The sequence below is a fragment of the Methylosarcina fibrata AML-C10 genome (genome assembly GCF_000372865.1).
GTDB classification, from domain to species: Bacteria; Pseudomonadota; Gammaproteobacteria; order Methylococcales; family Methylomonadaceae; genus Methylosarcina; species Methylosarcina fibrata.
The window spans coordinates 1,347,823-1,372,755 of the sequence record NZ_KB889965.1; the positions used below are offsets into that span (position 1 = coordinate 1,347,823).

A 24,933-nucleotide genomic window follows, 5' to 3' on the forward strand; every position below is an offset into this window, starting at 1 on the left:
CGCAGGAAGATCATGAAACTATTATTGCTGATAATCACAATTTTGTATTCCGTAAATATCCGGGCAAATCCCATGCTCGGCTTGCCCGAATTGGCAGTTCCCGCCGGCAATCCTCAAACCGAGGAGAAAATCGCATTGGGTAAGCTTTTTTTTCGCGACGCGCGTTTCAGCGCGGACGGCACGATCAGTTGCGCCAGTTGCCATCAGGAAACCCTGGCATTTACCGACGGCTTGCCGACCGCTGTCGGGTTCAGGCATCAGGCAGGCCGGCGCAATACGCCAACCCTTCTCAACGCTGCGTTCTATAACACCCTGTTTCTGGACGGCCGGGCCGATAATCTGGAAAGCCAGGCTCTGGGGCCTTTACTCAATCCAGCCGAACACGGCCTGAAAAATTTCGACAATCTGCTGGCTATTGTCCGGAATGACAAAGAATATAGCGAACCGGTCGGCAAAGCCTTCGGCACGGCTGCCGATAAGGTGACGATGGAGCACATTGTCAAAGCCATTGCCGCTTATGAGCGTACCTTGATTGCAGGAGACTCGGCATTCGACCGCTACTTGTTCGCCGGCGACAAATCGGCGTTGACGGCAAGCGCGGAACGCGGTTTAACCGTTTTTCAAGGCAAGGGAAACTGCGTTACCTGCCATGAAATTTCCTGGAACAACGCCTTGTTTACCGACAACCGTTTTTACAATATCGGTGTGGGTTTCAAGCGGTTGGCGCCTCTGTTGGACGCAATAAGGCAATTAGCAAAAGATGGTAAAAATCCGGATGAACTACCGCTAAACGCCGCACAACGGTCCGAACTCGGCCGGTTGAACGTCACGAAACAGCTGGCCGATCTGGGCAGATTCAGGACGCCGACTTTACGAAATATAGCCTTGACGGCGCCCTATATGCACGACGGCAGTATGAAAACACTGGCGGAAGTGATCGAGCACTACGATAAAGGGGAAAATCCGGCCGGATACACCGATCCCAAGATTTTTCCCCTCCATCTGACTCGGCAGGAGAAACAGGATCTGGTGGCATTCATGAATTCGTTGACCAGCCGAACCTTGCCTAAATAACCGAAGCCTTTCCGAAAGCGCATGCATTCGCCCAGATCTGCGCACCGAGGCGAACGAAACCGCTTCATTTCGGTATATCCTTGGGGCCGGTTTTCCGCCTTTATCGCAGAGTTTCTACAGCTCGATGCGAATGCCGAGCTCGACGACCCGATCCACGGGAATTTTGAAAAACTCGATGGGGCTTGAGGTATTATGAAACATGAATCGGAACAAGCCTCGGCGCCAGGACGGCATCGGGCTTCGGGTGCGAAACGAAAGCCGCTCGCTGCCGATGAAAAAGGATACTTTTTTGGGATCGAACACCAACCCTTCCTGAATGCACAGTTCCAGCGCCCGGCGCACGTCTGCGCTTTGTTTGAAGCCGTAGTACAGCTTGACCCGGTAAAAGTTACGGTGTTCTCCGAAGGCTCTGATCTTGACCCGGTGCGCTTCGTCGACGTACGGCTCATCGGTGGTAACGACGGTCATGACAATGACCTGCTCGTGCACGACGTGATTATGCTCGAGATTGTGCAGGAGCACCTGGGGCGCTCCGCGCAAGCTCCGGGCCAGATAAATGGCCGTGCCCTCGACCGTAACCAGGTTCTTTTTGATTTTCTGCTCCAGCTCCTCAAACAGCAAATGCTTTTCTTCCATGTATTCCCTAAGCAACAAGCGGCCTTTGATCCAGGTCGTCATCAACACGAACAGCGCGGCCGCCACCGCCAGCGGCAGCCAGCCGCCGCTCGGAATTTTCAGACTGTTGGCAGTCAGAAAGACCAGATCCAGCGTCAGAAACACCGTTAAAAAAGCCATGCCGGCGGCTTTCTGCCAGCGCCAGAGCGTCCGGAAGACGTGAACGGCCAGAAGAGTGTCGGCGATCATCACTCCCGTCACGGCAATGCCGTAGGCCGACGCCAGAGCCGATGAAGTCTGAAAACCGAGCATCAGGGCGAACACCGAGAGCATCAGCAGCCAGTTGACGGAAGGAATATAAATCTGCCCCATTTTATCGTCCGAGACATGCAGGATTTTGATCCGGGGGCAATAGCCGAGTTGAATGGCCTGGCGCGTCACCGAAAAAGTTCCCCAGATGACGGCCTGGGAAACGATCATGGCCGCCAGTATCGACAGAAGCAGCAGCGGCACCATCGCCCAGACCGGAGCCAGAAAATAAAAAGGGTTTTGTACGGCGGCGGGATCCGTCAGCAGCAAAGCGCCTTGCCCAAAATAATTCAGCAGCAGCGCCGGAAACACGAAACCGAACCAGGCGAAGCGAATCCGTGTCAGGCCGAAATAACCCATGTCCGCATACAAGACCTCGACGCCGGTAATCGCAAGAACGACCGCGCCCATGATGAAAAACCCCTCTCCTCCGGACTCGATCAACAAACGGACGGCGTACTGAGGATGAACCGCCGACAGTATTTCAGGCTGCCGAAGAATATGGATCACGCCCAGTCCGCCGAGCGTAACAAACCAGAGGCAAATGACCGACGAAAACAGCCGGCTGAACCTGACCGCTCCATTGACCTGCAATATGAACAGCCCGCCCAGCACCAGGATCGAAATCGGCAGTACGCCATCGGCCAGCGATGGCGCAATAACGTTCAGCCCTTCCACCGCGCTGAGTACCGAAATCGCCGGAGTCAGAATGCTGTCGCCGTAAAACAGCGCGGCCCCCAGCAAACCGACGGTGAGAATGAACGAGTTTTTTTGGGGATTGTCCTTGGTTCCCTGCAGCGCCAGCGTCGTCAGGGCCATGATGCCGCCTTCGCCCTTGTTGTTGGCGCGCATGATGAAAATGGCGTACTTGACGGCGACGACCAGCATCAGCGACCAGAAAATGAGCGATAGCGCACCAAAAATATGCGGCTTATCGACCGGCATGCCGTCGCCGAAGACTTGTTTCAATGCATACAAAGGGCTGGTGCCCAAATCACCGAAGATGACGCCGACGCTGCACAGCGCCAAGCCGGTCAGGGATTCTCTGGGGTGGTTGGCTGGAGTTGAGGGCATAAAAGAATAACCTCAAGAAAGAATGGAAGATCTTGCCGGCCAACAGACGCCGAGAGCCGTCGATGCCTTTTGCCTGGCACGGAGAATTAAACTTCGCAGCCCATACAATACCGGGCGAAATGTTTACATATTGTCCAGAATGGCTCTTTTCACGGCGTTCAACTCGGCTTCGATGGTCAAGGGCTGAGTCGCCGCGCACTGCCTGATCGCGGTATCGGGATCTTTCAAACCGACGCCGGTCAGCGTGCAGACGATCCGGCTGCCTTCGGGAATCTTGCCGCTGCGGATGTCCTTTAGGGCTCCGGCCAGGGACGTTGCCGAGGCCGGTTCGCAAAAAATACCCTCATACTGTGACAGCATTTTTTGTGCCGCCAATATCTCCTCGTCGGTGAATTTGTCGAACCAGCCGCCGGATTCCTTTTGCGCGGCCCAGGCATAATCCCAGGATTGCGGGTTGCCGATGCGGATCGCGGTCGCGACCGTCTCCGGATGCTCGATCGGATGGCCGGCCAGAAACGGCGCGGCGCCGGCGGCCTGATAGCCGCACATGACCGGACGTTTGCGGGTCACGGCCTGATGCGTCTCGCTGTCGGTCGAATACTCCTTGTAACCTTTCCAATAAGCAGTGATGTTGCCCGCGTTGCCGACCGGCAGACAGTGATAATCGGGCGCATCGCCCAAAGCGTCGATAATCTCGAACGAAGCGGTTTTCTGGCCGTCGATCCGGAACGGATTGATCGAGTTGACGATCGTCACCGGCGCATGGTCGGCAATTTCCTTGACCAGGGTCATGCCCTGGTCGAAGTTCCCCCGGATCTGGATGATCGTTGCATCGTACATCAGGGTTTGCGCCAGCTTGCCCAGAGCGATCTTGCCCTCGGGGATGATCACGAAGGCCTTGATGCCGGCGCGCGCGGCGTAGGCGGCGGCCGAGGCCGAAGTATTGCCGGTCGAGGCGCAGATAATGGCCCGGCTCCCCTCTTCCACCGCTTTGGTGACGGCCATGGTCATGCCCCGGTCCTTGAACGAGCCGGTCGGATTCAGCCCTTCGAACTTGACGTGGATGTCGACCTCCTTGCCGGTCAGGCGCGGAATGTTCTGCAACCGGATCAGAGGCGTGTTGCCTTCGTTCAGGCTGATAATACGGGTCGAGGCGCTGACCGGAAGGCGGTCGCGGTAACGCTCGATCAATCCGGTGTAATGTGGGTTCGTAGACATGAAATGAGTTATCCCAAGGTTTCCAGGCGAATCCGGTTGACTTTTCCGGTCACCGTTTTTAAAGCTTCGATTTTGACAATCGCGTCGTTGAGTTCTTTTTCCAGCGTGATTTGAGTCAACAGGATGATCGGCACCGCCGTCTCCTCGGCCGGAGGTTCTTTTTGAATGATGGCTTCGATGCTGATCCGGTGGTCGGCCAGAATCTTCGTGACGTCGGCCAGTACGCCGGGCTTGTCTTCGGCATGAAGCCTGAGATAGTAAGCCGATTTGAAACGGTCCGGCGGCAGCACCGGGGTATCGACGATGGCTTCGGGCTGAAAGGCCAGATGCGGCACCCGGTTTTCCGGGTCGCTGGTCAGGGCCCGCACGACGTCGATGACGTCGGCGACCACCGCCGAGGCGGTCGGTTCGGCTCCGGCGCCCGCTCCGTAATACAAAGTAGGTCCGACCGCATCGCCTTTGACCAGTACCGCGTTCATCACGCCGTTGACGTTGGCGATCAGCCGGCGCTCCGGGATCAGCGTCGGATGCACTCTCAGCTCGATGCCTTCCGGCGTTTGCCGGGCGATGCCCAGGTGCTTGATCCGGTAACCCAGTTGCTCGGCGTACTCGACGTCGACGCGGGTAATCTTGGTGATGCCTTCGGTATAGACTTTGTCGAATTGCAGGGGAATGCCGAACGCGATCGAGGCCAGAATCGTCAGTTTGTGACCGGCGTCGATGCCTTCGACGTCGAACGTAGGGTCGGCTTCGGCATAGCCCAACGCCTGCGCTTCGGCCAGGACGTCGTTAAAATCGCGGCCTTTTTCGCGCATCTCGGACAGGATGAAATTGCCGGTGCCGTTGATGATGCCGGCCAGCCACTGGATCCGGTTGCCGCTCAGTCCTTCACGGATGGCCTTGATGATCGGAATGCCGCCGGCGACGGCCGCTTCGAAGGCGACGATGACGCCCTTTTCGCTGGCTTTGGCGAAAATCTCGTTGCCGTGCAGGGCGATCAGCGATTTGTTGGCGGTAACCACGTGCTTGCCGTTGGCGATCGCCTTCAGCACCATGTCTTTGACGGGGCCCGCGCCGCCGATCAGTTCGAGTACGATGTCGATTTCCGGATCGTCGATGATTCCAAAAGGATCGGTCGTCAAACGTATTCCCGTGGTATCGCAGATACGCGGCTTGGTTATGTCCCTGGCGGAGGCGCTGGCGACCACGATTTCCCGGCCGGCTCTGCGGGCAATTTCCGCCGCATTGCGTTTCAACACGTTGACGGTGCCGCCGCCGACCGTACCCAATCCCAATATACCCACTTTTACCGGTTTCAATGCAAACTCCTGTGCGAAGTATTTTCAAACAAACGGGGTATTATACAACCTTGTCTTTTTTCATCATATTCCGAATACCGCGGACCGCCTGCCGGGTCCGATGCTCGTTCTCGATCAGGCCGAAACGGACGTGATCGTCGCCGTACTGGCCGAAACCGATGCCGGGAGCGACAGCCACCTTCGCTTCGATCAGCAGTTTTTTGGAAAACTCCAGTGAACCCATCGCCCGGTAAGGTTCGGGTATCGGCGCCCAGACGAACATGGTCGCCTTGGGCTTGGCGACCGGCCAGCCGGCTGCCGTCAGTCCTTCGCACAGAACGTCGCGGCGTTTCCTATACATGTCGGCGATGTCCCGGACGCAATTCTGCGGTCCTTCCAGAGCGGTGATCGCCGCGATCTGGATCGGGGTAAACGTACCGTAATCCAGGTAGGATTTGATGCGCGCCAGTGCCGAAACCAGTTGTTTGTTGCCGCACATGAAACCGACGCGCCAGCCGGGCATGTTGTAACTTTTCGATAGCGAGAAAAACTCCACGGCAATGTCTTTGGCGCCTTTGATCTGCAGAATGGAAGGCGCCTTGTAGCCGTCGAAAACGATGTCGATGTAGGCGATGTCGTGGACTACCCAGATGTTGTGCTCTTTGGCGATTTCGATGATTTTTTCGAAAAAATCCAGTTCGACGCACTGGCTGGTCGGGTTGCCCGGAAAATTCAGGATCAGCATTTTCGGTTTGGGCCAGGATTCGACGATCGCCCGATGCAGTTCCTCAATGAAATCCACGCCGGGAATCAAGGGAACGTGCCTGAGATCGGCGCCGGCGATAACGACGCCGTACGGATGGATCGGATAGGCGGGATTCGGCACCAGGACGACGTCGCCGGGCCCCAGGGTGGCCAGGGCCAGATGGGCCAGTCCTTCTTTCGAACCGATGGTGACGATGGCTTCGGTTTCGGGATCCAGATCCACGTCGAAACGGTGTTGGTACCAGTTGCAGATGGCTTTTCTCAATCTCGGAATGCCCCGGGAAACCGAATAACGGTGCGTATCTCCCCGCTTGGTCGCTTCGAGCAGCTTGTTGACGATATGGTCGGGCGTCGGCTGATCGGGGTTGCCCATGCCGAAATCGATAATATCTTCTCCCGCCGCTCGCGCTTTGGCTTTCAGCTCATTGACGATATTGAAAACATAGGGAGGCAAACGGCTGATACGTTGAAATTGTTCCATTACTGCTCTTGGGGAAACCGGATTAAGAGTTAAAATTTAAAAAATTATCTAAGTTACTGGCGTCACTCTAAAATGTCAATGATAGACGAACCCGGACGGGAAGATAAGATGATTTTATCGGCCGCCCGCCTACCTCGGCCGGTTCAATAGCCGTTCCACCCTCAAGAGATCTTCCGGCGTATCGACGCCCGGAGCCGGCACGGTCTTGACGATTTTCACGGCAACGGCCTCGCCGTGCCATAAAATCCTCAGTTGCTCCAGCGATTCGACGCCTTCGAGGGGAGAGGCTTCCCACCGGCAATAGCGGTCTAAAAAGCCCACGGTATATGCATACAACCCGACGTGCCGATAATAAGGCATTTTTCCCGACGGCGCGCCTCCGGCAAGAGTGAAACGGTCGCGATCCCAGGGTATCGGCGCGCGGCTGAAGTACAGCGCATAGCCTTCGCGATCCAGAACCACCTTGACCGCGTTCGGATTGAAAATTTCCTCGGCTTCGGTGATTTCCGCCGCCAGCGTGGCCATTCCGGCCCGTTTCCGAACGGCCAGCACGGAGGCCGCCTCGCGAATATACGAAGGATCCAGCAACGGCTCGTCCCCCTGCAGATTGACGATGACGTCCTCGGCCGGCCATCCCCGCTGCCGTGCGACTTCGGCAATCCGTTCCGTACCGCTGTGATGGTCCGACCTCGTCATCGCCGCCTGCAGGCCCAGTGCGGTGACGGCCTGATAAATCCGTTCGTCGTCGGTAGCCACGACAATCTCGTCGGCGCCCGCCTCCTTTGCCCTTTCGCAGACGTGAGCGATCATCGGCTTGCCCGCCAGGGGGAGCAATGGCTTGCCCGGCAACCGGGTGGAGCCGTACCGGGCCGGAATGACAACCTTGAATGGGAGCGTCATGGAATCGTCGTTTCCTTGGATGGGGTGTTGCCGGAGTTTTACCGCCGGTTTTTTAAGACTGTTTTATTTGGACAATGCCTCGGCTTCTTCAGGACTCAATACTCTGGCTTCGTCTTCGAGCATGACCGGAATATCGTCCCGGATCGGAAAAGCCAGGCGGTCGGGTTTGCAAATGAGCTCCTGGCGGGCTTTGTCGTAAATCAAGGAACTCTTGCAAATCGGGCAGGCCAGAATATCGAGTAGTTTTTTATCGACCATGTTGTTCTCTCAGTAGGTTTAGTAGGCGTTCGGAAAAAGCGGGCTCGGGAACCGCAACCACCGGAATTCTCCAATGCTGCTCGCCGGCAAACGGTTTACATTTTACCGCATCCTTATCGGTCATTAATACAGGCCGATGATCGCCGAATTCGATGTCGCCGCGCCGATAAAAGTAATGGTCGGGAAAAGCATGGGTCCGGCAAACGAGGCCCGCCCGGGCGAGCTGATCGAAAAACCGTTCGGGATTTCCTATGCCCGCGACGGCATGGCAACTCTCTCCGGCAAAATCCCGTAAAGGCTTTTCCTCGCCGCTGACCAGATTGACGGCCTGGTCGCCGTCAAGGCGCATGGAAAATTCATGTTCCGCCGGTGAGCCGCCGTTGACGATGACCAGATCGACCTCGCCGAGCCTAGCTGCCGGCTCGCGCAAGGGGCCTGCCGGCAGACAGTAACCGTTGCCGAAACGGCGCGTTCCGTCGACGACGGCGATTTCTATGTCTCGCTCCAGAGCGTAATGCTGAAGGCCGTCGTCGGACAAAAGGACGTCACAACGGGCCCGCTCAAGCAGCATTTTACCGGCCGCCGCCCGCACCGGCGCAACCGCCATGGGGCAGCCGCTCAAGCGGGCGATCAGCAAGGCTTCATCGCCCACGGTTCCGGGATTGCTGTTCGGATCGACCCATTGCGGCCAGTGCCGGGCCCGTCCGCCGTAGCCTCTGCTGACGATGCCGGGCCGGTAGCCCGCTTCTTTCAGAAATCTGGCCAGCCAGATAACCAGAGGCGTCTTGCCGGTGCCGCCGACGGTCAGGTTGCCGACGATGATCACGGGAACAGGCAGCCGGCATTTAGCCAATATCCCTCGTTGATACAATTGTTTCCGGAAGCGGACGGCTGCCGCATAGACGAGCCCCAAAGGGGACAGGCAACGGCCCAGCAGACTGTCCCGGTACCAGCTTTCCGCAATCCAGCCAGCAAGAGATTGGGTTACGGCTCTGATTTCGGCTGCTCCGCGGCGAAGGTAATCCGGGTAAAACCCGCCTGGCTTGCCATTTCCAGTGCGGTAATCACCGACTGATGCGGCGTTTTGCCGTCGGCGCTGATGATGAAAGGAAGCTGCGCCGAATGGGCCGCAATCTTTTGCAGCTCCCGCTTCAGGGTTTCGCCCTGCTGGTTGATCAGCTCGTGCGGCAGCCCGTCCGGGCCGGGCAAATAATAGACGCCGTCCGCATCGATAATCAATTTGACCGATTTTTGCTCTTCCACCGCTTCCGCGCCGTCAGCCTCGGGCAGTTTGATCTTGATCTGGGTTTGCCGATTGAAGGTGGTGGACACCATGAAAAATAGCAACAGCACAAAAAGCACGTCGATCATCGAGATCAGGGTGATATCGATTTTGCGCCTTTTTTTACGATGAAAATTCATCGCGATGCCTCGCGCTCGCCATGCATCATCTCGATCAACCTCATCGCTTCCATTTCCATCGAAATGACGTAATCATCCACCAGACGCTGGAAATAACGATGAAAAATCAGGCTGGGAATGGCCACGGCCAAACCGGTGGCGGTGGTAATCAACGCCACCGAAATGCCGCCGGCCAACACCGTCGGATCGCCCGCGCCGTGTTCCATCAACTGGGAGAAAATCTCGATCATTCCGAACACCGTGCCCAAAAGCCCCAGTAACGGCGACGTTTCGGCAATGGTGCCCAAGGCGTTCAAAAATCGCTCGAGATCGTGAGTGATTCTTCGCCCGACGTCCTCGATCGCTTCTTTCATTACCTCACGGCCGTGCTTGCTGTTGATCAGGCCCGCCGCAATGATCTCTCCCAGCGGAGAGCTGGCCTTGAGATTGCGCAGCGCGATCTCGTCGAGCCTGTTTTCCCGATAGAGTTTCCATACCTGCGCCAGCAGTTCCGGAGGCAGTATCTTTTTTCTCTGCAGCGACCACAAACGTTCCGCAATGATGGCCATGGCCCCGACCGAACAGATCATGAGCGGCCACATCATCCAGCCGCCGCTTTTAATTATTTCAAACACATTTCACCCAAGTTTAAATGGAAGACACGGATTACCGGCAGCGAAGGCCAGCCCCTTCGTAACCAACGGAACGGAAACACGTCCCGACCGCCGCGCGCCCGTATTTGCCGATGGTTTACTTTGAACGGTGCAGTCAAGGCTGCGCGTTTCGACAACCGCTTATTCTATCCTAATGCGAGGGCTTTAGGATATACTCCCGGCCGATCCAGAAATAAGCGATGGCAAACGCCAGATAACACAACAGTGCCGCCGTTGAATAAACGAACTCGGGACCCAGCCAATCCCAGAAATAACCGCTGTAAAGACTCCCTATCATGCCGCCGAGACCGAAACTCAGGCTGCTGTATAAAGCCTGCCCCTTGCCCTGATGTTCCCGGCCGAAATAATGATGAACCAGATGAATCGCGGCCACGTGCGCCGAGCCGAAACTGGCGGCATGCAGCAACTGGGCGGCAAACAACAGGACCGGATCGGCCGCGCCCCATCCGATCAGCATCCAGCGGAGGGTGGCCAGCAACAAGCTGACCAGCAGAATAGTCCTTAACGAATAGCGCGCCAGCAATGGCCGCATGTTGACGAACAGCACGATTTCCGCCAATACGCCCAGCGCCCAGAGACATCCTGTCAGCGTCGACGAATAATGAAACTGTTTGAGGTATATCGAATAAAAAACGTAATAGGGACCGTGCGCGACCTGAAGCAGCATACAGACCGTCAGAAAAGCCAGAACATCCGGTTTTTTAAGAATCTGCCAAAGGCCGACTTGCACAGGTCCCGTATGAGCCCCTCCCGGTTTCGGCAGGGTCAGCGTCACCAGCCAATTGGCGGCGAGGATTGCAGTAAGGGCGCCCGGCAGTACCGACACCGGCTGTTTGTCGAGAATCCAGCCTATGCCGAGCACCATGGCGATAAAGCCCACCGAGCCCCACAAGCGTATCCGGCTGTAACGGTACGGCTCCTCGGTCAAATAAGCCAGGGTGATCGCTTCGAATTGGGGCAAGGCGGCGTTCCAGAAGAATCCAAAACCCACGGTAATGCCGGCCATTGCCCGGTAGCCCCGTTCGAACAAAAACCCGGCAAAGATCAGGGCTCCCAAAAAAAGAGTGATGCGGATGATTGCGAGACTTCGGCCGGTACGGTCGGCGATCCAGCCCCATACCGTCGGAGCGACAATGCGGGTCGCTACCAGCAGCGCCGAAAGATTGCCGATTTCGACGGGACCGAAACCGCAGTCTTTCAGATAAAGTCCCCAGTACGGAAGATGGATGCCTAAAACGGCAAAATAAAAAAAATAAAAGCCGGATAACCGCCAAAAGGGAACAGACATAAGAATTAAGAGGCCGTCACCGTGAAGAATTTCGGGTTCACCGGAACCGGTCGGGCAGCTCTCCAGTCTCTTTGATCTTTAAGAAAGGCTCCCTGCCGGTACCGGCTATAAGGTTTTGCAAATAAAGAAAAAGACCGGCGTCTCTGCCGAACCACGGAGACTGAATCATCTCAATAAAGGCAGCCCGGAACGTACGTCGGCATTTTGCGCCCGATGCCGAAGAAAATGATCCATCAGGACGATGGCCATCATCGCTTCCGCAATCGGAGTGGCGCGTATGCCCACGCAGGGATCGTGGCGCCCTTCGGTCACCACCTCGACCGGTTCGCCGCGGCTGTTGATGCTCTTACCGGGCAGGCGCAGGCTGGACGTCGGCTTCAGGGCCATGCTGGCGACGACGTCCTGGCCGCTGGAAATGCCGCCCAAAATGCCGCCGGCGTGATTGCTGAGGAATCCATCCGGCGTCATCTCGTCCCGGAAGCGGGTGCCCTTCGCGTCGACGCAGGCAAAGCCGTCGCCGATTTCCACCCCTTTCACCGCGTTGATGCTCATCAGGGCATGGGCCAGATCGGCATCGAGCCGGTCGAAAATTGGCTCGCCAAGGCCCGGCGGCACCCGGGTCGCCACCACGTTGATCCGGGCGCCGATCGACTCGCCTTCCTTGCGCAGGGCGTCCATGTATTTTTCCATTTCGGGAACCTTGTCCGCATCGGGACAAAAAAACGGATTCTCGTTGACGATCGACCAATCGAATTTCTCGGCCCTGATCGGGCCCAACTGCGCGAGATAGCCGCGTATTTCGATGCCGGCCTGTTCGTACAGGTATTTTTTCGCAATAGCGCCGGCGGCGACGCGCATCGCGGTTTCCCGCGCCGAGGACCGGCCGCCGCCCCGGTAATCGCGAATGCCGTATTTGTGCTGATAGGTATAATCGGCATGGCCCGGTCTGTAGGTATCGGCGATTTTGGCGTAATCCTTGGAGCGCTGATCGGTGTTTTCGATCAACAAGCCGATCGGCGTCCCGGTGGTTTTGCCTTCGAAAACGCCCGACAGAATCCGGACTTCATCGGCCTCGCGGCGCTGGGTCGTGTGTCTTGAAGTTCCCGGCTTTCTGCGGTCGAGGTCATGCTGCAGATCGGCTTCGGTCAGCGTCAGACCCGGAGGGCAGCCGTCGACGATGCCGCCGAGGGCCGGTCCGTGGCTTTCGCCGAAAGTGGTGACGGTAAAAAGTTTTCCTATGGTATTTCCAGACATATTATTGAATCGCCGCGATAAAAAATTCGTGATACTGACTCAGTTGTTCGGCCGTCAGCAGAAATACGCCTTCTCCGCCTCGCTCGAAATCGAGCCAGTAAAAAGGCACGGCCGGAAACAGGGTCTGGAGAGTCTCGGCGCTGCTGCCGACTTCCACGATCAAAACGCCGTGCTCGGACAAAAACCGCCCGGCTTCGATCAGAATGCGGAGCACGAGGTCCAGACCGGAAGGGCCGCCCTGAAATCCCATATCGGGCTCGGCGCGATATTCGAGCGGCAACTGCTCCCATTCGGCCGTCGCCACGTAAGGCGGGTTGCTGACGATGACATCATATCGGCCCGACGGAAGCTGTTCGAACAGGTCCGAATGATAAAGGGTGACCGAGTCCGACAAGCCGTGTTTTTCGACGTTGATTTCGGCGACCGCGAGCGCCTCCAGCGATAAATCGACCGCATCGACCGAGGCCTCGGGAAAAGCATAGGCGCAAGCGATGGCAATGCAGGCGCTGCCGGTGCATAAATCCAGGATCCGGCCCACCCGGTCTTCGTCGATCCATGGCGCGAAACGCTGCTCGATCAATTCTGCGATCGGAGACCTCGGCACCAGAACGCGCTCATCGACATAAAACGGCAGTCCGGCAAAAACGGCTTCATGGGTGAGATACGCCGAGGGCTTTCTCTCGTTGATGCGCCTTTCGATGATTTCGACGACTTTTTGCCGTTCTTCCAGAGTCAAGGCGGCCGCCAGATAAAAATCCGACAGATCATAAGGTTGATGAACCGTGTGCAGTACCAGGGCGGCCGCTTCATCGAGTGCCGAAACCGATCCATGGCCGAAAAACACCCGGGCCTCTGCAAATCGGCTGGCGCTCCAACGGATGTAATCGCGAATCGACGACAAGGTCGTGATGACTTCGTAGTGAGATTTATTCATAGATCCAAAAGTTGCCTTAACGGCCGGCTCAACAGAAAAGGCGATTTTAAACTAAACTTGACGAATCCGTGCGATTTTTAAACCCGTAACAATGAACTCAGTTACCCGCCTTCCTGCCAGTTCAATCCCGCTGCGCCGCAACGCACTGCTCGTCGAGTGTCATCATTCTCTGCAAGCCAATCAACTGGTCCTGCCCACGCTCCCGGAAATCGCCTGCAAAATCCGCCGCGTCGTCAACGACGCCAATGCCAGTACTTCCACGATTGCCCGGGTGATACAAGTGGATCTTTCCATCACCGCGCGTCTGGTTCATATCGCCAACAGCCCGCTTTACCGCGGACGCAAACAAGTGGACAGTTGCCCGGAAGCCCTCACCCGGCTGGGGCTTAAAACCGCGCAAAACATCATTACGGCGTTTTCGCTCAAATCGACTTTTACTGCCAAATCGCCTTTCATCAATCATCAAATGATCGAATTATGGAAGCACAGCAGTTATGTAGCCGCACTCAGCGCCATCTTTGCGAATAAACTCTCGGGTTTCGATCCCGATCGCGCCATGCTGGCCGGGTTGATCCACGACATCGGCATCGTTCCGATCCTGATGCATGCCGATCGCCATATCGGATTAATCACTCATTCGGACGATCTGGCCGAAGCGGTGAAACAATTACGGACGGACATCGGTCTGGAACTCATCCGACAATGGGAGTTTCCCGCCGATTTTGAAAACGTCGTAATCCAGGCCGAAAACTGGCAGAAAAACGACGATAATCCGCTCGATTATTCGGACATTGTAATGATCGCGCAACTGCACAGCCTGATCGGAACCGTGGACAGGAAAATGCTGCCCAGTATCTGCGAATTGCCCGTTTACAACAAATTGGCGAATCATTTGCAGATCGACGACTGCATCTCCATTCTGGATAAAGCAAAATGCGAGATGGAATGCATCTGGAACCTGCTGAACTGAAGCCTGCATTCGGAAACAGAAACACTCTATTCCGCCATCTCCCGATCCTCGTCTTTTTGAATTTCCTGAAGCGACAAGCCTCCCGATAAACCGGCTTTGCCCCTGCCGCCCGGCGAATTCGACACGGCCGACCCGATGCCTTCACTGAGATTGATTTTTAACTTGAGGTTATTCGGCGAATCCGAATTTTGCAGCGCTTCTTCCAGGGAAATCCGCCCTTCCTTGAATAACCGCAGCAGATGGCTGTCGAAGGTCTGCATGCCGACATTCTCGGATTTTTCCATGACTTCCTTGATGCTGTGAATTTCGCCTTTATGAATCAGGTCGCGCACCAGCGGCGTCCCCAGCAAAATTTCAATGGCGGCCACGCGCTTGCCGTCGACGGTGGGCACCAGCCGCTGCGAGACGAACGCTCTCAGGTTCAGCGACAAATCCAGCAACAACTGGGTGCGCCGTTCTTCCGGAAAAAAGTTGATGATCCGGTCCAGCGCCTGGTTGGCGTTGTTGGCATGCAGCGTGGAAAGACACAAATGCCCCGTTTCGGCAAACGCGAGCGCGTGCTCCATCGTTTCCTGGGAACGGATTTCGCCGATCAGAATCACGTCGGGCGCTTGGCGCAAGGTGTTTTTTAAAGCGTCTTCGTAGCTTAACGTATCGACGCCTACTTCCCGCTGATTGACCAGGCATTTCTTGTGCGGATGGATGTATTCGATGGGATCCTCGATCGTAATGATGTGGCCGGACGAATGGCTGTTGCGATGGTCGATCAGTGCCGCCAGCGAGGTCGACTTGCCGGAACCGGTGCCGCCGACAAACAAAATCAGCCCCCGTTTTTCCATGATGGTATTCTTCAATACCTGGGGCAGGCCCAATTTGTCGGCATTGGGTATGTCCACTTTAATATTGCGAATGACCAGGGCAAAGTTATTGCGCTGCTTGAAGATGTTGACCCGGAACCGCCCGACGCCGGGCTCGGAGATGGCCAGGTTCAACTCGGGCACATGATCGAACGCTTTGCGCTGATCTTCGTCCATCAAACCGTAGGCAATTTCCCTGACCTGCTCCCGAGTCAATTTGACGTTTTCCAGAGGCTTGAGCGTTCCCTGGAACTTGGCGGCCGGCGGAGCGTCGGTGGTCAGATAAAGATCGGAGCCGTCGTGGGCGACGAGTATTTTTAAATAATCCTTGAAATCCATAGACCGGTGCCTGTCTTCTAGTTATAGAAAATAGAAAGTTTAGTAAACAACGGAAGAAGTTGAAGCTGACCGGCAAATTATTCGCGCGTATAATAGCCCGTTATTTTTTCCGGAGTGAACCGAGTTCGCCGTCGCTGTTTCGGCTTTCTGCGCGCCGTGCCTGGCCACGGGCGTATCCGAACGGTTCGGCGGTGGCGGTGATAGATTGAACTTATGAGCAAACAACGAAAAGCGGTGGCGCTGATTTCCGGCGGACTGGATTCCATGCTGGCGGCGAAAACGATCCTGGAACAAGGGATCCATGTCGAAGGCATCAACTTTTTCACCGGCTTCTGCGTGGAAGGCCACACCCATGCGATCCGGGACAAGGATCGGGCCAAACCCAAGCGCAACAATTCCCTGTGGGTGGCCGAACAGCTCGGCATCAGGCTGCACATCGTCGACGTCATCGAAGAATACAAAAACGTGCTGATCAATCCGAAGCACGGCTACGGAGCGCATCTGAACCCCTGCCTGGACTGCAAGATTTTCATGGTCAACAAGGCCAAACAATGGATCGCCGAAAACGGCTTCGATTTTATCATCACCGGAGAAGTCATCGGCCAGCGGCCGATGTCGCAGCGCAAGGCCACGATGCCGATTGTCGCCAAGGAATCGGGAGCGGACGATTTGTTGCTGAGGCCTTTGTGCGCGAAGAATTTACCGCCGACCCTGCCGGAGCGGGAAGGCTGGGTCGACCGGGAAAAACTGTACGACATCACCGGCCGCTCGCGCAAGCCGCAAATGGCCCTGGCGCAGCAATACGGCTTTACCGACTATTCGCAACCGGCGGGCGGCTGCTGCTTTTTGACCGATAAAAACTATTCGGCGAAACTGGTCGATTTATGGCAGGCGCAAGGCCATAAAAACTACGAGCTCGACGACGTCATGCTGCTGAAAGTCGGCCGCCACATCCGGCCGGGAAAAAATTTCAAGCTGATCGTCGCCCGTGAGGAAGGCGAAGGCCGGTTCCTCAAGGGCTACCAAAAAGACTTCATCAGCATGAGCAGCTCCAGTCATCCCGGTCCTCTGGTGCTGATCGACGGCTCGCCTTCGGCGGAAGATCTGACCCTTGCGGCTAGAATTACCGCGCGCTACGGCCAGGGGCGCGAGGCCGATCAGGTCGACGTCGACATCATCGACAAGAACGGCTCGCAAAGATCCGTCCGCGTTGCCCCGATGGCGCCGGACGCGATGCCTGAGGAGTGGTTCATATGATCAAGGAAACCCTCAATGCGCGCCGCTTGCTGTGCCCCCTGCCGGTCATCCGCACCCAGGACAAGGTCAAACAGATGAAGGCCGGAGATCAACTGGAAATCGTTTGCACCGATCCGGGCGTGATGCAGGATATTCCTGCCTGGTGCCGGATCAACGGCCATAAAGTGCTGCAAACCGTCTCCTCGGACAACGAATACGTCATCGTGCTGGAAGTGGGGCCGGGTTAACGGACGTCCGGCAAGGCAAGCGCCCGATTCATGCGGCCCGATGCAAATCATCTGTAATTTATCATTAACGAGGACTCCATCATGGCGGTAGGCCCATGCGATTTTCCCGACATGCCGGAACTATCCGGCATCCTGATAGGCACGGCCTGTGCGGGGATCAAACAAACGATCAAAGACGATATTGTGGTGTTTCAGATGGCGGAGCGCGCCACCGCTGCCGCGGTGTTCACCCAGAACGCGTTCTGCGCCGCGCCGGTAACGGTGGCGAAAGCCCATCTGCGCCAGCAGCCGCGCTGGCTGTTGATCAATTCGGGCAACGCCAATGCCGGCACCGGCGAACAAGGGCTTAGCGACGCTTTCGCTTGCTGTTCGGGTCTGGCGCAGGCAACCGGAGGAGAAGCCGAGCAAGTGCTTCCTTTTTCGACCGGCGTCATCGGCCAGCCGTTGCCGGTCGATAAAATCTCGGCGGCATTGCCGAAAGCGGTGTCCGATCTGGCTCCGGCCCATTGGGACAAAGCGGCCCAGGCGATCATGACCACCGATACCTTCGCCAAGGGAGCCACCCGTACTATCCTGCTGGACGGCCGGCCGGTCACGCTCAACGGCATTGCCAAAGGCGCCGGCATGATTCATCCAAACATGGCCACCATGCTGGCTTTTATCGCCACCGACGCCCGGCTTGCCCAACCCTTGCTGCAAACCTGTCTTGAACGGGCTGTGGAACAATCGTTTAATCGCATCACCGTCGACGGCGACACCTCGACCAACGATGCCTGCGTGGCGATGGCCAGCGGCCGTTCTTCCGCCCCCGAAATCGAAGCGGATGGAGAGTATTACCGCCTCTTTGCCGAGGCTCTGATGGCCGTTTGCAGAGAACTGGCCGAAGCCATCGTCCGGGACGGCGAAGGAGCCACCAAACTGATCCGGATCGTGGTCGACCAGGCGGAGAACGACGAGGAAGCCGTGCGCGTCGGCAAAACCATTGCGCATTCGCCGCTGGTCAAAACCGCCTTTTTCGCCAGCGATCCCAATTGGGGCCGGATCCTGGCGGCGGTCGGCCGTTCCGGAATCGACCATCTGGCATTGGATAACATCGAGATCTTTCTGGACGACGTCTGCATCGTCCGATCCGGAGGACGGGCCGATGATTACACGGAAGAAGCCGGACAGCGGGTCATGAACCGGCAGGAGATCACCATTACCGTTCATCTGGGTCGCGGCAAGGCTCGCCAGGAAGTGCTGACCTGCGATTTTTCCTACGACTATGTGCGCATCAATGCCGAATACCGAACGTAAATACGTCTTTCGTGCGGCTTCCTCTTCCCTTTACCCTTTGCCTGGACTGTTACGCGCTCTGAAATGAAAGTTATCCAGGTGGCCGTGGGGGTCGTCAAAAATGCCCAGGGCCGGATTTTGATTTCCCAAAGAGCACCCTCGCTGCATCAGGGAGGCTTGTGGGAATTTCCCGGCGGCAAAATAGAAGCGGGGGAATCGGAGGAACAGGCGCTCTGCCGGGAACTGCGGGAGGAACTCGACATTACGGTACGGCCGCCTGTCATGCCGCTGATCACCATTCATCATGACTATCCCGACAAGTCGGTACGGCTGCACGTCTTTGAGGTGGAGCATTTCCAGGGAAAAGTCCGGCACGGCCACGGCCAGCCGGTCCGGTGGGTTCATCCATCCGACTTGTCCGGCTACCTTTTTCCGGCGGCGAATCGCCCGATCATTACCGCGGTTTGTTTACCGTCCCGGTATGCGATCTGGAATGAGGCCGAGGAAACCGAGCTGTTGCCCAATCTGAACAAGATACTGGGCAACGGCGTCTGGCTCATCCAGGCCCGCTTGAAATCGTTCCCCCGGCAGCGCATCAAGACTTGTCTGGCCGAAGCATCTTCCTTGTGCCGGGAGCATGGGGCCATGCTCATGGTCAACTCCGGCGCTGTCTTTGCCGAAGAGGCATCCTGTGACCTGGAAACCGGATTCGACTCTCTTGCCGACGGCATTCATTTAACCAGCCGGCATCTGATGACGCTGGCAAAGCGGCCCGGCTCGTACCGCTGGGTGGCGGCTTCCTGCCACAATCTTCAGGAATTGCAGCACGCGCAGAAAATCGGCGTCGATTTTGCCGTGCTGGCACCGGTCCTGGCAACTGCGACGCATCCCGGCGCCGCGCCTCTCGGCTGGAGGCAATTTTCCGAATGGGTGGCTCAAGTCAATATGCCGGTTTACGCGCTGGGAGGCATGTCCGAGGCTTGCCTGGAGATCGCGCGCCGAGCGGGCGGGCAGGGCATTGCCGGGATTAGGACATTTCTGGCTTGAATCGGTTTGCCTCCCTGCGCGCAATCGGAAAAGACTCTGTTTTATAGTTTGCCGACATTTTCGGATACTCTCGATCTTAAACTGAGCTTTCAAGAAATAAGACCGTAATTTTTTTGTTCCGGGACGGAACTTACGGATCTCATTCCCCACTAAAACAAGTGATTGGATCGATGCGGTTCCGGGTGGAACCCATCATTCAATGGGCCTGGCTCACCAGGTTAAGAAAATATAGCGTATTGCCCGAAATTGATCGTCAGTTCTCGAACACTTCCTGATTTTCAGCCGCTAACCGGCTGTCATCCTCCGATTTTTCATCAGGCCTTCGTCTATTCTTGGAAATCATCCTTTGCGGAATAAAAACCCGGATCGCACCTGCCTGACGCCGGTTTGTCCCGCACTTTCTTTTCAGTTGATTAAATCAGTAACTTATGCCTCATCAAAGTCTTCTTCATAAAACATTGCCCTCCATTGATTCGTCGCTTGCTCAAATCTCAAGACAAGAACTCATTCAGACCGTATCGAGATTTGCCGAGCCCGATAATCGCAAGGCTTTATTCCAGATCGCCAATACGCTTCTACCCTATCTCGGCTTATGGGCTTTGATGATTGTTACAGTGGTGCAAGGATTTTCCTACTGGTTTACGCTTTTATTGGCCGCAGCGGCCGCGGGCTTTCTGGTCCGGACCTTCATACTGTTCCACGATTGCTGCCACAGTTCTTTTTTTTCTTCCCGCCTGGCCAACAAGATATTCGGTAATATTACCGGAATTTTGACTTTTACCTCGTTTGAAGATTGGAAACGCACCCACATCATTCATCATTCCGCCGCCGGGAACTTGGATCGGCGAGGTATTGGCGACATATGGACGCTTACGGTCGAGGAATATCTTTCCTCGTCACGACTCAAGCGCCTGATTTACCGCCTTTTCCGGAACCCTTTGGTGTTGTTCGTTTTCATTCCACCTTTTCTGTTTTTGATCATGCAACGTTTCACCAGTCTTAAAGCCGGAAAAAGAGAACGTTTCAACATCGTCATCACCAATCTGGCGATTCTATCGATTGTCCTCCTGATGAGTTTGACTTTGGGATTCTGGAATTATCTGATCATTCAATTGCCGGTTATTTTTATGGCCGCCAGCATGGGCATGTGGCTTTTTTATGTTCAACACCAGTATGAGGATGTGTATTGGGCGAGGCAGCCGGATTGGGATCTGACCAAATCCGGCCTGGAAGGGAGTTCTTATTATAAATTGCCCGCGGTACTGCAATGGATTGTCGGCAATATCGGCCTTCATCATATCCATCATGTCCGGGCCAACATTCCCAACTATCATCTTCAGCGTTGTTATGATGAAGTACCCGCGTTGCAGGCGGTGACTCCGCTAACGATACGATCGAGCCTCAAATCGCTATGGCTGAATCTCTGGGACGAACAGCGGCAAAAACTGGTAAGCTTCCGGTCTATCCGATGGATGCAGCGCCATCGCGCTGAAACCGCCGGTATATGATCCGGGAGCTTTGGAGACATTTCTCCGGCGGCAAGGAAAGCGCCTATTCGGCGGAAAAACGGATAAGCCGCCCGTTAATGCAGCGAAGAATTTCCGTCGTCCTGCCCTTCGGCATCCTGCGGTTCGCCGGGAATTCTTTTTTCTTCCATCACCCATTCCCCCAAATCGATGAGCTTGCAGCGTTCGGAACAGAACGGCTTGTATTTTTGTTCGGGCGTCCACGGAATCGGACGCTTACAGGTAGGACATTTTACAATAACCGGCTTGCCGCTTGCGGGCATCAGAATAAACAGCAAGTTAAAGCAAACGGGACATCCTCGGCGCTTTGCACGGGACGTTTCTCATCCGGAGAAGGCGCCATGAAACGGATGGTGCACCGGTGCCGGCCGCCGCTGATTTCGGCAAAATAAGGCAGCGATTCGTCCAGGCTGACTTTCAATAATTGATACGGCAGGTTTTTATCCAGCGCAATTTGATAAAAGCCGGCTTCCGCCACTTCCTGGGTGGCCAGATTGCTGTTTCTTATGAAATTAAGAATGATGTCGATGGCGGTCCGCATGTCGCCGAACGGACTGCTCCAGCGCTGGAGGTCGCGAAGGCGCAACGATTCGTCCTGTTCCAGCCAATAATGAAATTCGGGCAGATCGAACGAGCAGGTGCCGCCGGGTATCGAACTGCGTTGCGCAATGCTCTGAAACAATTCGCTTTCCATGACGTGAATGCCGATTTTACCACTGGCGGCATACAGTCTTTTACTGGTCTGGTGCAATTGATCCAGCAGGGATTCGACTTTTTCCGTGTCCACAGCCTGGTTGTTGGCGATTTTATGCAGCACTTTGCTGTGGCGTTCCATTTCTTTGAGAAGCTCGGACTTGATGTCGTTGCGGTTCAAAATGGTCATGATGTCGAGCAGGACGTTGATGGCCGCCCGCTTGTCCCACACGGTATCGCCTTCCAGAAAATGACTGAATTGCAAGAAGAGTTGTTCGAGCCTTATGAAAACCCGGATCCGTTCATTGAGAGGAAATTCATAGGTGATATTGTTGGCCACAGACTAATCTATCCTGGTTAAGTACTGAGTGAAAGATATAAATTGTGCAGTTTTTTTACCTGTTCTGCAAGCGGAATGGCTGTTTCCGAATTATCGATCAGATCGTCCGCACGCGCTCTTCTGAATGCCCTGGAAACCTGGCTGGCAATGATGGACCGGATCATTTCGACCGGAAGATGATCCCTTTTCTGCACGCGTTCGATCTGGGCCTCGAGCGGGCAGTCGACCACCAGAACACGGTCCACCAAAGAAGTCATGCGGGTTTCGAAAAGCAGCGGTATGGCAATGAGGCAGTAAGGCGCATCGATCCGCGCCAGCTCGTTCTCTATCGCCTGATAGACCAGAGGGTGCAGAATCGATTCCAGTTTTTGTTTCCGGCCGGCGTCGGCGAAGATGATGTTCTTGAGTTTTTGCCGATTTAAAGACCCTTCTTCGGTAAGAATGTCCGGCCCGAACTCGCGGGCTATTTTATTCAGCGCCGGCTGTCCTTTGGCGACCAGTTCACGGGCTATTTGATCGGCATCGACGACAGGAACGGATAGGGCCTCGAATAAGTTGGCTACCGTGGTTTTACCGCAGCCGATTCCACCGGTCAGGCCTATTTTTAACACACTCACTCCTTGACAAAATCATGAACGGCCTTACATTTTACCGGGGCGAGGCGCCCGCCGCATTAAAAACCGAAGCTCTCAAGATAAAACTGATTGAGATCGGCCCCCCAAAGCAATGCCAGCCATCCGGCCGCCGCCAGATAAGGACCGAAGGGAATGGGAACGCTATGATCGCGCTTTGTCAGAACGACCGTCGCAACGCCCAGGATTGCCCCTACGAGAGAGGACAATAAAATGATCAAAGGAAGATATTGCCAACCCAGCCAGGCGCCCAGCAAGGCCAGCAATTTGAAATCGCCGTAGCCCATGCCTTCCTTGCCGGTGGCCAGTTTGAACAGATGATAGACGATCCAGAGCGTGCCATAACCGGCGACCGACCCGATGATGCTGGCATGACTGTCGGTAAACAGTCCGAACAAACTCAAGAACAATCCCAGCCAGAGCATCGGCAGAGTAATAGAATCGGGCAGCAACTGGCAGTCGACATCGATAAAACTGAGCGTGATCAACGACCAGGTAAGCAACAGCGCAAACAGGGCTTCAGCGGCATAACCGAACCGCCAGGCCACGACGGCCGAAGTCACGGCGGTGAACAACTCGACCATCGGATAGCGCGGCGAGATGGCGGCTTGGCAATGCGCGCATCGGCCCTTCAAGAACAGGTAACTCAATACCGGAATGTTTTGATAGGGTTTGATCGGCGCACGGCAATGGGGACACCGGGACAAGGGAAAAACCAGATTGAAAGGTTCGTCCACAGCCAGGGGGGCTTCAATGCCGCCTTTTACGACGCCGCTTTCCGGGTCGGGACTTTGCCGAAGAAATTCCAGGCATTCCTTGCGCCATCCCCTCTGCATCATGATCGGCAGTCTGAAAATGACGACGTTCAGAAAGCTGCCGACCAATAAGCCTATCACGAAGACGAGCGCCGGAAAAAACGGAGGTTGTTCAATCATGCCAGCGGTATTGCCGAGAAAAGAAATTGCTCAACTTTAACTCAAATTGTCACGAGGCGTAAGCCATCAACCGACCGCCGAGCCCATTTTGAAAATGGGCAAATACATTGCGACGATCAGGCCGCCGACCAGAATTCCCAAAATAACCATGATGAAAGGTTCCATCAAACTGCTTAAATTATCGATCAGGTTGTCGACCTCTTCCTCATAAAAATCGGCTACCTTGGCCAGCATCGCGTCCATCGAACCGGATTCCTCTCCGATCGCAACCATTTGCTGAACCATGTGGGGAAACAGATTGGATTGGGTCATGGCGAACTGCAAACGTTGCCCGGTGGCGACTTCTTCGCGCATTTTCAGCACGGCATCGGCATAGATGATGTTGCCGCAAGCTCCGGACACCGATTCCAGAGCCTCCACCAGCGGCACGCCCGCCGCCGACATCGTGGAAAGCGTCCGGGCGAAGCGGGCGATCGCCGATTTGTTCAGAATCATGCCCACGACCGGTATTTTCAACATCGTCCGGTCCAGGAAATGATTGAATTGATGCGATCGCTTCTTGAAATAAATAAAGGCGTAAACCGCTCCGCCGAGAGAGCCGAAAACGATCCACCACCATTCCTGAAGCCATTTCGACATATTGATGACCATGCGGGTAAAACCCGGCAAATCGGCGCCGAAACTTTGGAACAGCTCCTCGAACACTGGCACGACGAACAGCAACAGAATGGCGGTGACGATAAAGGCGACGACGATGACGGCAATCGGATAGGTCAGCGCCTTTTTGATTTTCTTTTTAATGGATTCGGTTTTTTCCTTATAGGTGGCAATCTTGTCCAGCAGCGTTTCCAGCACCCCGGCCTGCTCTCCGGCCTCCACCAGATTGCAGAATAATTCGTCGAAATAGAGCGGTTTTTTTCTCAAAGCAGAGGCCAGCGTGTTGCCTCCTTCGATGTCCGCCTTGATCGACAGCAGCAATTCCTGCATGCTCGGATTTTCATGACCTTTTCCGATAATGTCGAAAGACTGCACCAGGGGAACCCCTGCTGCCAACATGGTCGCCAATTGCCGCGCAAAGACCGCAATATCGCCGGTCGTGATGGACTTGGTTTTCGCCTTGAACAGAGGTTTCGGCTTTTTTTTGATTGCGGTGACGCGAAACCCTTGCCGTTTCAACTCCGCTTTGGCTACCGTTTCGCTATGCGCCGAAATGATTCTTTTCGATATCTTGTTTCCGCTTTTATCGACACCGTTCCAGATAAAATCGATTTGTTCAGTCGGTTGCGCCATGA

Annotated in this window: 25 protein-coding genes; 7 read left to right on the forward strand and 18 right to left on the reverse strand. The window is 55.6% G+C overall.

Features of this window, described 5'->3' with window-relative positions; all coding sequences use genetic code 11:
- Nucleotides 1–12 precede the first annotated feature (12 nt).
- Complete coding sequence (locus A3OW_RS0106460) at nt 13–1,074, forward strand: cytochrome-c peroxidase (RefSeq protein ID WP_020562609.1); 1,062 nt, start codon at nt 13–15, stop codon at nt 1,072–1,074.
- A 114-nt stretch (nt 1,075–1,188) separates the two neighbouring features.
- Here the strand turns inward: A3OW_RS0106460 and A3OW_RS0106465 are convergent, their stop codons facing one another.
- The 12 genes from A3OW_RS0106465 to prmB form a co-directional block, all read right to left on the reverse strand.
- Nucleotides 1,189–3,072, reverse strand: coding sequence for a potassium transporter Kup (locus A3OW_RS0106465; protein WP_020562610.1), 1,884 nt, complete (start codon nt 3,070–3,072; stop codon nt 1,189–1,191).
- Nucleotides 3,073–3,195: 123 nt separating this feature from the next.
- Nucleotides 3,196–4,290: a threonine synthase gene (thrC, locus tag A3OW_RS0106470; protein ID WP_020562611.1), complete on the reverse strand. Its 1,095-nt coding sequence runs from the start codon at nt 4,288–4,290 to the stop codon at nt 3,196–3,198.
- Nucleotides 4,291–4,298: 8 nt separating this feature from the next.
- Complete coding sequence (locus tag A3OW_RS0106475) at nt 4,299–5,609, reverse strand: homoserine dehydrogenase (protein WP_020562612.1); 1,311 nt, start codon at nt 5,607–5,609, stop codon at nt 4,299–4,301.
- A 40-nt stretch (nt 5,610–5,649) separates the two neighbouring features.
- The gene (alaC, locus tag A3OW_RS0106480; protein WP_020562613.1) at nt 5,650–6,834 is read right to left on the reverse strand and encodes an alanine transaminase; all 1,185 of its coding nucleotides are present in this window, start codon (nt 6,832–6,834) and stop codon (nt 5,650–5,652) included.
- A 129-nt stretch (nt 6,835–6,963) separates the two neighbouring features.
- Nucleotides 6,964–7,734, reverse strand: a complete 771-nt coding sequence (gene kdsB, locus A3OW_RS0106485; RefSeq protein WP_020562614.1) for a 3-deoxy-manno-octulosonate cytidylyltransferase — start codon at nt 7,732–7,734, stop codon at nt 6,964–6,966.
- Nucleotides 7,735–7,797: 63 nt separating this feature from the next.
- On the reverse strand, nt 7,798–7,992 hold the full coding sequence (locus A3OW_RS0106490) for a Trm112 family protein (RefSeq protein WP_020562615.1): 195 nt from the start codon (nt 7,990–7,992) through the stop codon (nt 7,798–7,800).
- Nucleotides 7,982–8,989 carry a tetraacyldisaccharide 4'-kinase gene (gene lpxK, locus A3OW_RS0106495; protein WP_198291364.1) on the reverse strand — a complete coding sequence of 336 codons (1,008 nt, stop codon included), beginning with the start codon at nt 8,987–8,989 and terminating at the stop codon, nt 7,982–7,984. The genes A3OW_RS0106490 and lpxK overlap by 11 nt, the downstream gene beginning before the upstream one ends.
- Complete coding sequence (locus tag A3OW_RS0106500) at nt 8,977–9,414, reverse strand: ExbD/TolR family protein (protein WP_020562617.1); 438 nt, start codon at nt 9,412–9,414, stop codon at nt 8,977–8,979. Before A3OW_RS0106500 ends, lpxK begins: the two co-directional genes overlap by 13 nt.
- A complete protein-coding gene (locus A3OW_RS0106505; RefSeq protein WP_020562618.1) occupies nt 9,411–10,028 on the reverse strand; it encodes a MotA/TolQ/ExbB proton channel family protein in 618 nt (205 codons plus the stop codon). The genes A3OW_RS0106500 and A3OW_RS0106505 overlap by 4 nt, the downstream gene beginning before the upstream one ends.
- A 169-nt stretch (nt 10,029–10,197) precedes the next feature.
- On the reverse strand, nt 10,198–11,355 hold the full coding sequence (locus A3OW_RS0106510) for an MFS transporter (RefSeq protein ID WP_020562619.1): 1,158 nt from the start codon (nt 11,353–11,355) through the stop codon (nt 10,198–10,200).
- A gap of 165 nt (nt 11,356–11,520) precedes the next feature.
- Nucleotides 11,521–12,609: a chorismate synthase gene (aroC, locus tag A3OW_RS0106520; RefSeq protein WP_020562621.1), complete on the reverse strand. Its 1,089-nt coding sequence runs from the start codon at nt 12,607–12,609 to the stop codon at nt 11,521–11,523.
- A gap of 1 nt (nt 12,610) precedes the next feature.
- Nucleotides 12,611–13,543: a 50S ribosomal protein L3 N(5)-glutamine methyltransferase gene (gene prmB, locus A3OW_RS0106525; RefSeq protein WP_020562622.1), complete on the reverse strand. Its 933-nt coding sequence runs from the start codon at nt 13,541–13,543 to the stop codon at nt 12,611–12,613.
- Between the two features lie 91 nt (nt 13,544–13,634).
- Between prmB and A3OW_RS0106530 the strand changes: the two genes are divergently transcribed.
- Nucleotides 13,635–14,513 (forward strand): HDOD domain-containing protein, encoded by an 879-nt coding sequence (locus tag A3OW_RS0106530; RefSeq protein ID WP_020562623.1) that lies wholly within the window; start codon nt 13,635–13,637, stop codon nt 14,511–14,513.
- Nucleotides 14,514–14,539: 26 nt separating this feature from the next.
- On the opposite strand, the gene A3OW_RS0106535 is transcribed toward A3OW_RS0106530, so the two are convergent.
- The gene (locus tag A3OW_RS0106535; RefSeq protein WP_020562624.1) at nt 14,540–15,709 is read right to left on the reverse strand and encodes a PilT/PilU family type 4a pilus ATPase; all 1,170 of its coding nucleotides are present in this window, start codon (nt 15,707–15,709) and stop codon (nt 14,540–14,542) included.
- Nucleotides 15,710–15,922: 213 nt separating this feature from the next.
- Between A3OW_RS0106535 and A3OW_RS0106540 the strand changes: the two genes are divergently transcribed.
- The 5 genes from A3OW_RS0106540 to A3OW_RS0106560 all read left to right on the forward strand — a co-directional run bounded on the left by A3OW_RS0106540 (nt 15,923) and on the right by A3OW_RS0106560 (nt 21,023).
- Complete coding sequence (locus tag A3OW_RS0106540) at nt 15,923–16,966, forward strand: tRNA (5-methylaminomethyl-2-thiouridylate)-methyltransferase (RefSeq protein ID WP_020562625.1); 1,044 nt, start codon at nt 15,923–15,925, stop codon at nt 16,964–16,966.
- Nucleotides 16,963–17,193 (forward strand): sulfurtransferase TusA family protein, encoded by a 231-nt coding sequence (locus A3OW_RS0106545; protein ID WP_020562626.1) that lies wholly within the window; start codon nt 16,963–16,965, stop codon nt 17,191–17,193. The genes A3OW_RS0106540 and A3OW_RS0106545 overlap by 4 nt, the downstream gene beginning before the upstream one ends.
- Nucleotides 17,194–17,274: 81 nt before the next feature.
- The gene (gene argJ / locus A3OW_RS0106550; protein ID WP_020562627.1) at nt 17,275–18,489 is read left to right on the forward strand and encodes a bifunctional glutamate N-acetyltransferase/amino-acid acetyltransferase ArgJ; all 1,215 of its coding nucleotides are present in this window, start codon (nt 17,275–17,277) and stop codon (nt 18,487–18,489) included.
- Nucleotides 18,490–18,552: 63 nt separating this feature from the next.
- Nucleotides 18,553–19,515: a Nudix family hydrolase gene (locus A3OW_RS0106555; RefSeq protein WP_020562628.1), complete on the forward strand. Its 963-nt coding sequence runs from the start codon at nt 18,553–18,555 to the stop codon at nt 19,513–19,515.
- Between the two features lie 428 nt (nt 19,516–19,943).
- Nucleotides 19,944–21,023 (forward strand): fatty acid desaturase, encoded by a 1,080-nt coding sequence (locus A3OW_RS0106560; RefSeq protein WP_020562629.1) that lies wholly within the window; start codon nt 19,944–19,946, stop codon nt 21,021–21,023.
- A 74-nt stretch (nt 21,024–21,097) separates the two neighbouring features.
- On the opposite strand, the gene yacG is transcribed toward A3OW_RS0106560, so the two are convergent.
- The 5 genes from yacG to A3OW_RS0106585 form a co-directional block, all read right to left on the reverse strand.
- Nucleotides 21,098–21,304, reverse strand: coding sequence for a DNA gyrase inhibitor YacG (gene yacG, locus A3OW_RS0106565; RefSeq protein WP_020562630.1), 207 nt, complete (start codon nt 21,302–21,304; stop codon nt 21,098–21,100).
- Nucleotides 21,304–22,074 (reverse strand): cell division protein ZapD, encoded by a 771-nt coding sequence (gene zapD, locus A3OW_RS0106570; protein ID WP_020562631.1) that lies wholly within the window; start codon nt 22,072–22,074, stop codon nt 21,304–21,306. The genes yacG and zapD overlap by 1 nt, the downstream gene beginning before the upstream one ends.
- A 17-nt stretch (nt 22,075–22,091) precedes the next feature.
- Complete coding sequence (gene coaE / locus A3OW_RS0106575) at nt 22,092–22,685, reverse strand: dephospho-CoA kinase (protein ID WP_020562632.1); 594 nt, start codon at nt 22,683–22,685, stop codon at nt 22,092–22,094.
- Nucleotides 22,686–22,747: 62 nt separating this feature from the next.
- Nucleotides 22,748–23,641: a prepilin peptidase gene (locus A3OW_RS0106580; protein ID WP_020562633.1), complete on the reverse strand. Its 894-nt coding sequence runs from the start codon at nt 23,639–23,641 to the stop codon at nt 22,748–22,750.
- A gap of 66 nt (nt 23,642–23,707) precedes the next feature.
- Entirely contained in the window at nt 23,708–24,931 is a 1,224-nt protein-coding gene (locus A3OW_RS0106585) for a type II secretion system F family protein (protein WP_020562634.1), read from the reverse strand.
- Between the last annotated feature and the right edge of the window lie 2 nt (nt 24,932–24,933).

Coding starts and splice junctions, on each gene's coding strand:
- kdsB (WP_020562614.1), bottom strand. CDS start 7,734: ATGACGCTCCCATTCAAGGTTGTCATTCCGGCCCGGTACGGCTCCACC.
- A3OW_RS0106490 (WP_020562615.1), bottom strand. CDS start 7,992: ATGGTCGATAAAAAACTACTCGATATTCTGGCCTGCCCGATTTGCAAG.
- A3OW_RS0106585 (WP_020562634.1), bottom strand. CDS start 24,931: ATGGCGCAACCGACTGAACAAATCGATTTTATCTGGAACGGTGTCGAT.
- A3OW_RS0106510 (WP_020562619.1), bottom strand. CDS start 11,355: ATGTCTGTTCCCTTTTGGCGGTTATCCGGCTTTTATTTTTTTTATTTT.
- alaC (WP_020562613.1), bottom strand. CDS start 6,834: ATGGAACAATTTCAACGTATCAGCCGTTTGCCTCCCTATGTTTTCAAT.
- A3OW_RS0106560 (WP_020562629.1), top strand. CDS start 19,944: ATGCCTCATCAAAGTCTTCTTCATAAAACATTGCCCTCCATTGATTCG.
- A3OW_RS0106580 (WP_020562633.1), bottom strand. CDS start 23,641: ATGATTGAACAACCTCCGTTTTTTCCGGCGCTCGTCTTCGTGATAGGC.
- A3OW_RS0106465 (WP_020562610.1), bottom strand. CDS start 3,072: ATGCCCTCAACTCCAGCCAACCACCCCAGAGAATCCCTGACCGGCTTG.
- yacG (WP_020562630.1), bottom strand. CDS start 21,304: ATGCCCGCAAGCGGCAAGCCGGTTATTGTAAAATGTCCTACCTGTAAG.
- A3OW_RS0106540 (WP_020562625.1), top strand. CDS start 15,923: ATGAGCAAACAACGAAAAGCGGTGGCGCTGATTTCCGGCGGACTGGAT.
- A3OW_RS0106545 (WP_020562626.1), top strand. CDS start 16,963: ATGATCAAGGAAACCCTCAATGCGCGCCGCTTGCTGTGCCCCCTGCCG.
- argJ (WP_020562627.1), top strand. CDS start 17,275: ATGGCGGTAGGCCCATGCGATTTTCCCGACATGCCGGAACTATCCGGC.
- thrC (WP_020562611.1), bottom strand. CDS start 4,290: ATGTCTACGAACCCACATTACACCGGATTGATCGAGCGTTACCGCGAC.
- A3OW_RS0106500 (WP_020562617.1), bottom strand. CDS start 9,414: ATGAATTTTCATCGTAAAAAAAGGCGCAAAATCGATATCACCCTGATC.
- prmB (WP_020562622.1), bottom strand. CDS start 13,543: ATGAATAAATCTCACTACGAAGTCATCACGACCTTGTCGTCGATTCGC.
- aroC (WP_020562621.1), bottom strand. CDS start 12,609: ATGTCTGGAAATACCATAGGAAAACTTTTTACCGTCACCACTTTCGGC.
- A3OW_RS0106535 (WP_020562624.1), bottom strand. CDS start 15,709: ATGGATTTCAAGGATTATTTAAAAATACTCGTCGCCCACGACGGCTCC.
- A3OW_RS0106460 (WP_020562609.1), top strand. CDS start 13: ATGAAACTATTATTGCTGATAATCACAATTTTGTATTCCGTAAATATC.
- A3OW_RS0106555 (WP_020562628.1), top strand. CDS start 18,553: ATGAAAGTTATCCAGGTGGCCGTGGGGGTCGTCAAAAATGCCCAGGGC.
- A3OW_RS0106530 (WP_020562623.1), top strand. CDS start 13,635: ATGAACTCAGTTACCCGCCTTCCTGCCAGTTCAATCCCGCTGCGCCGC.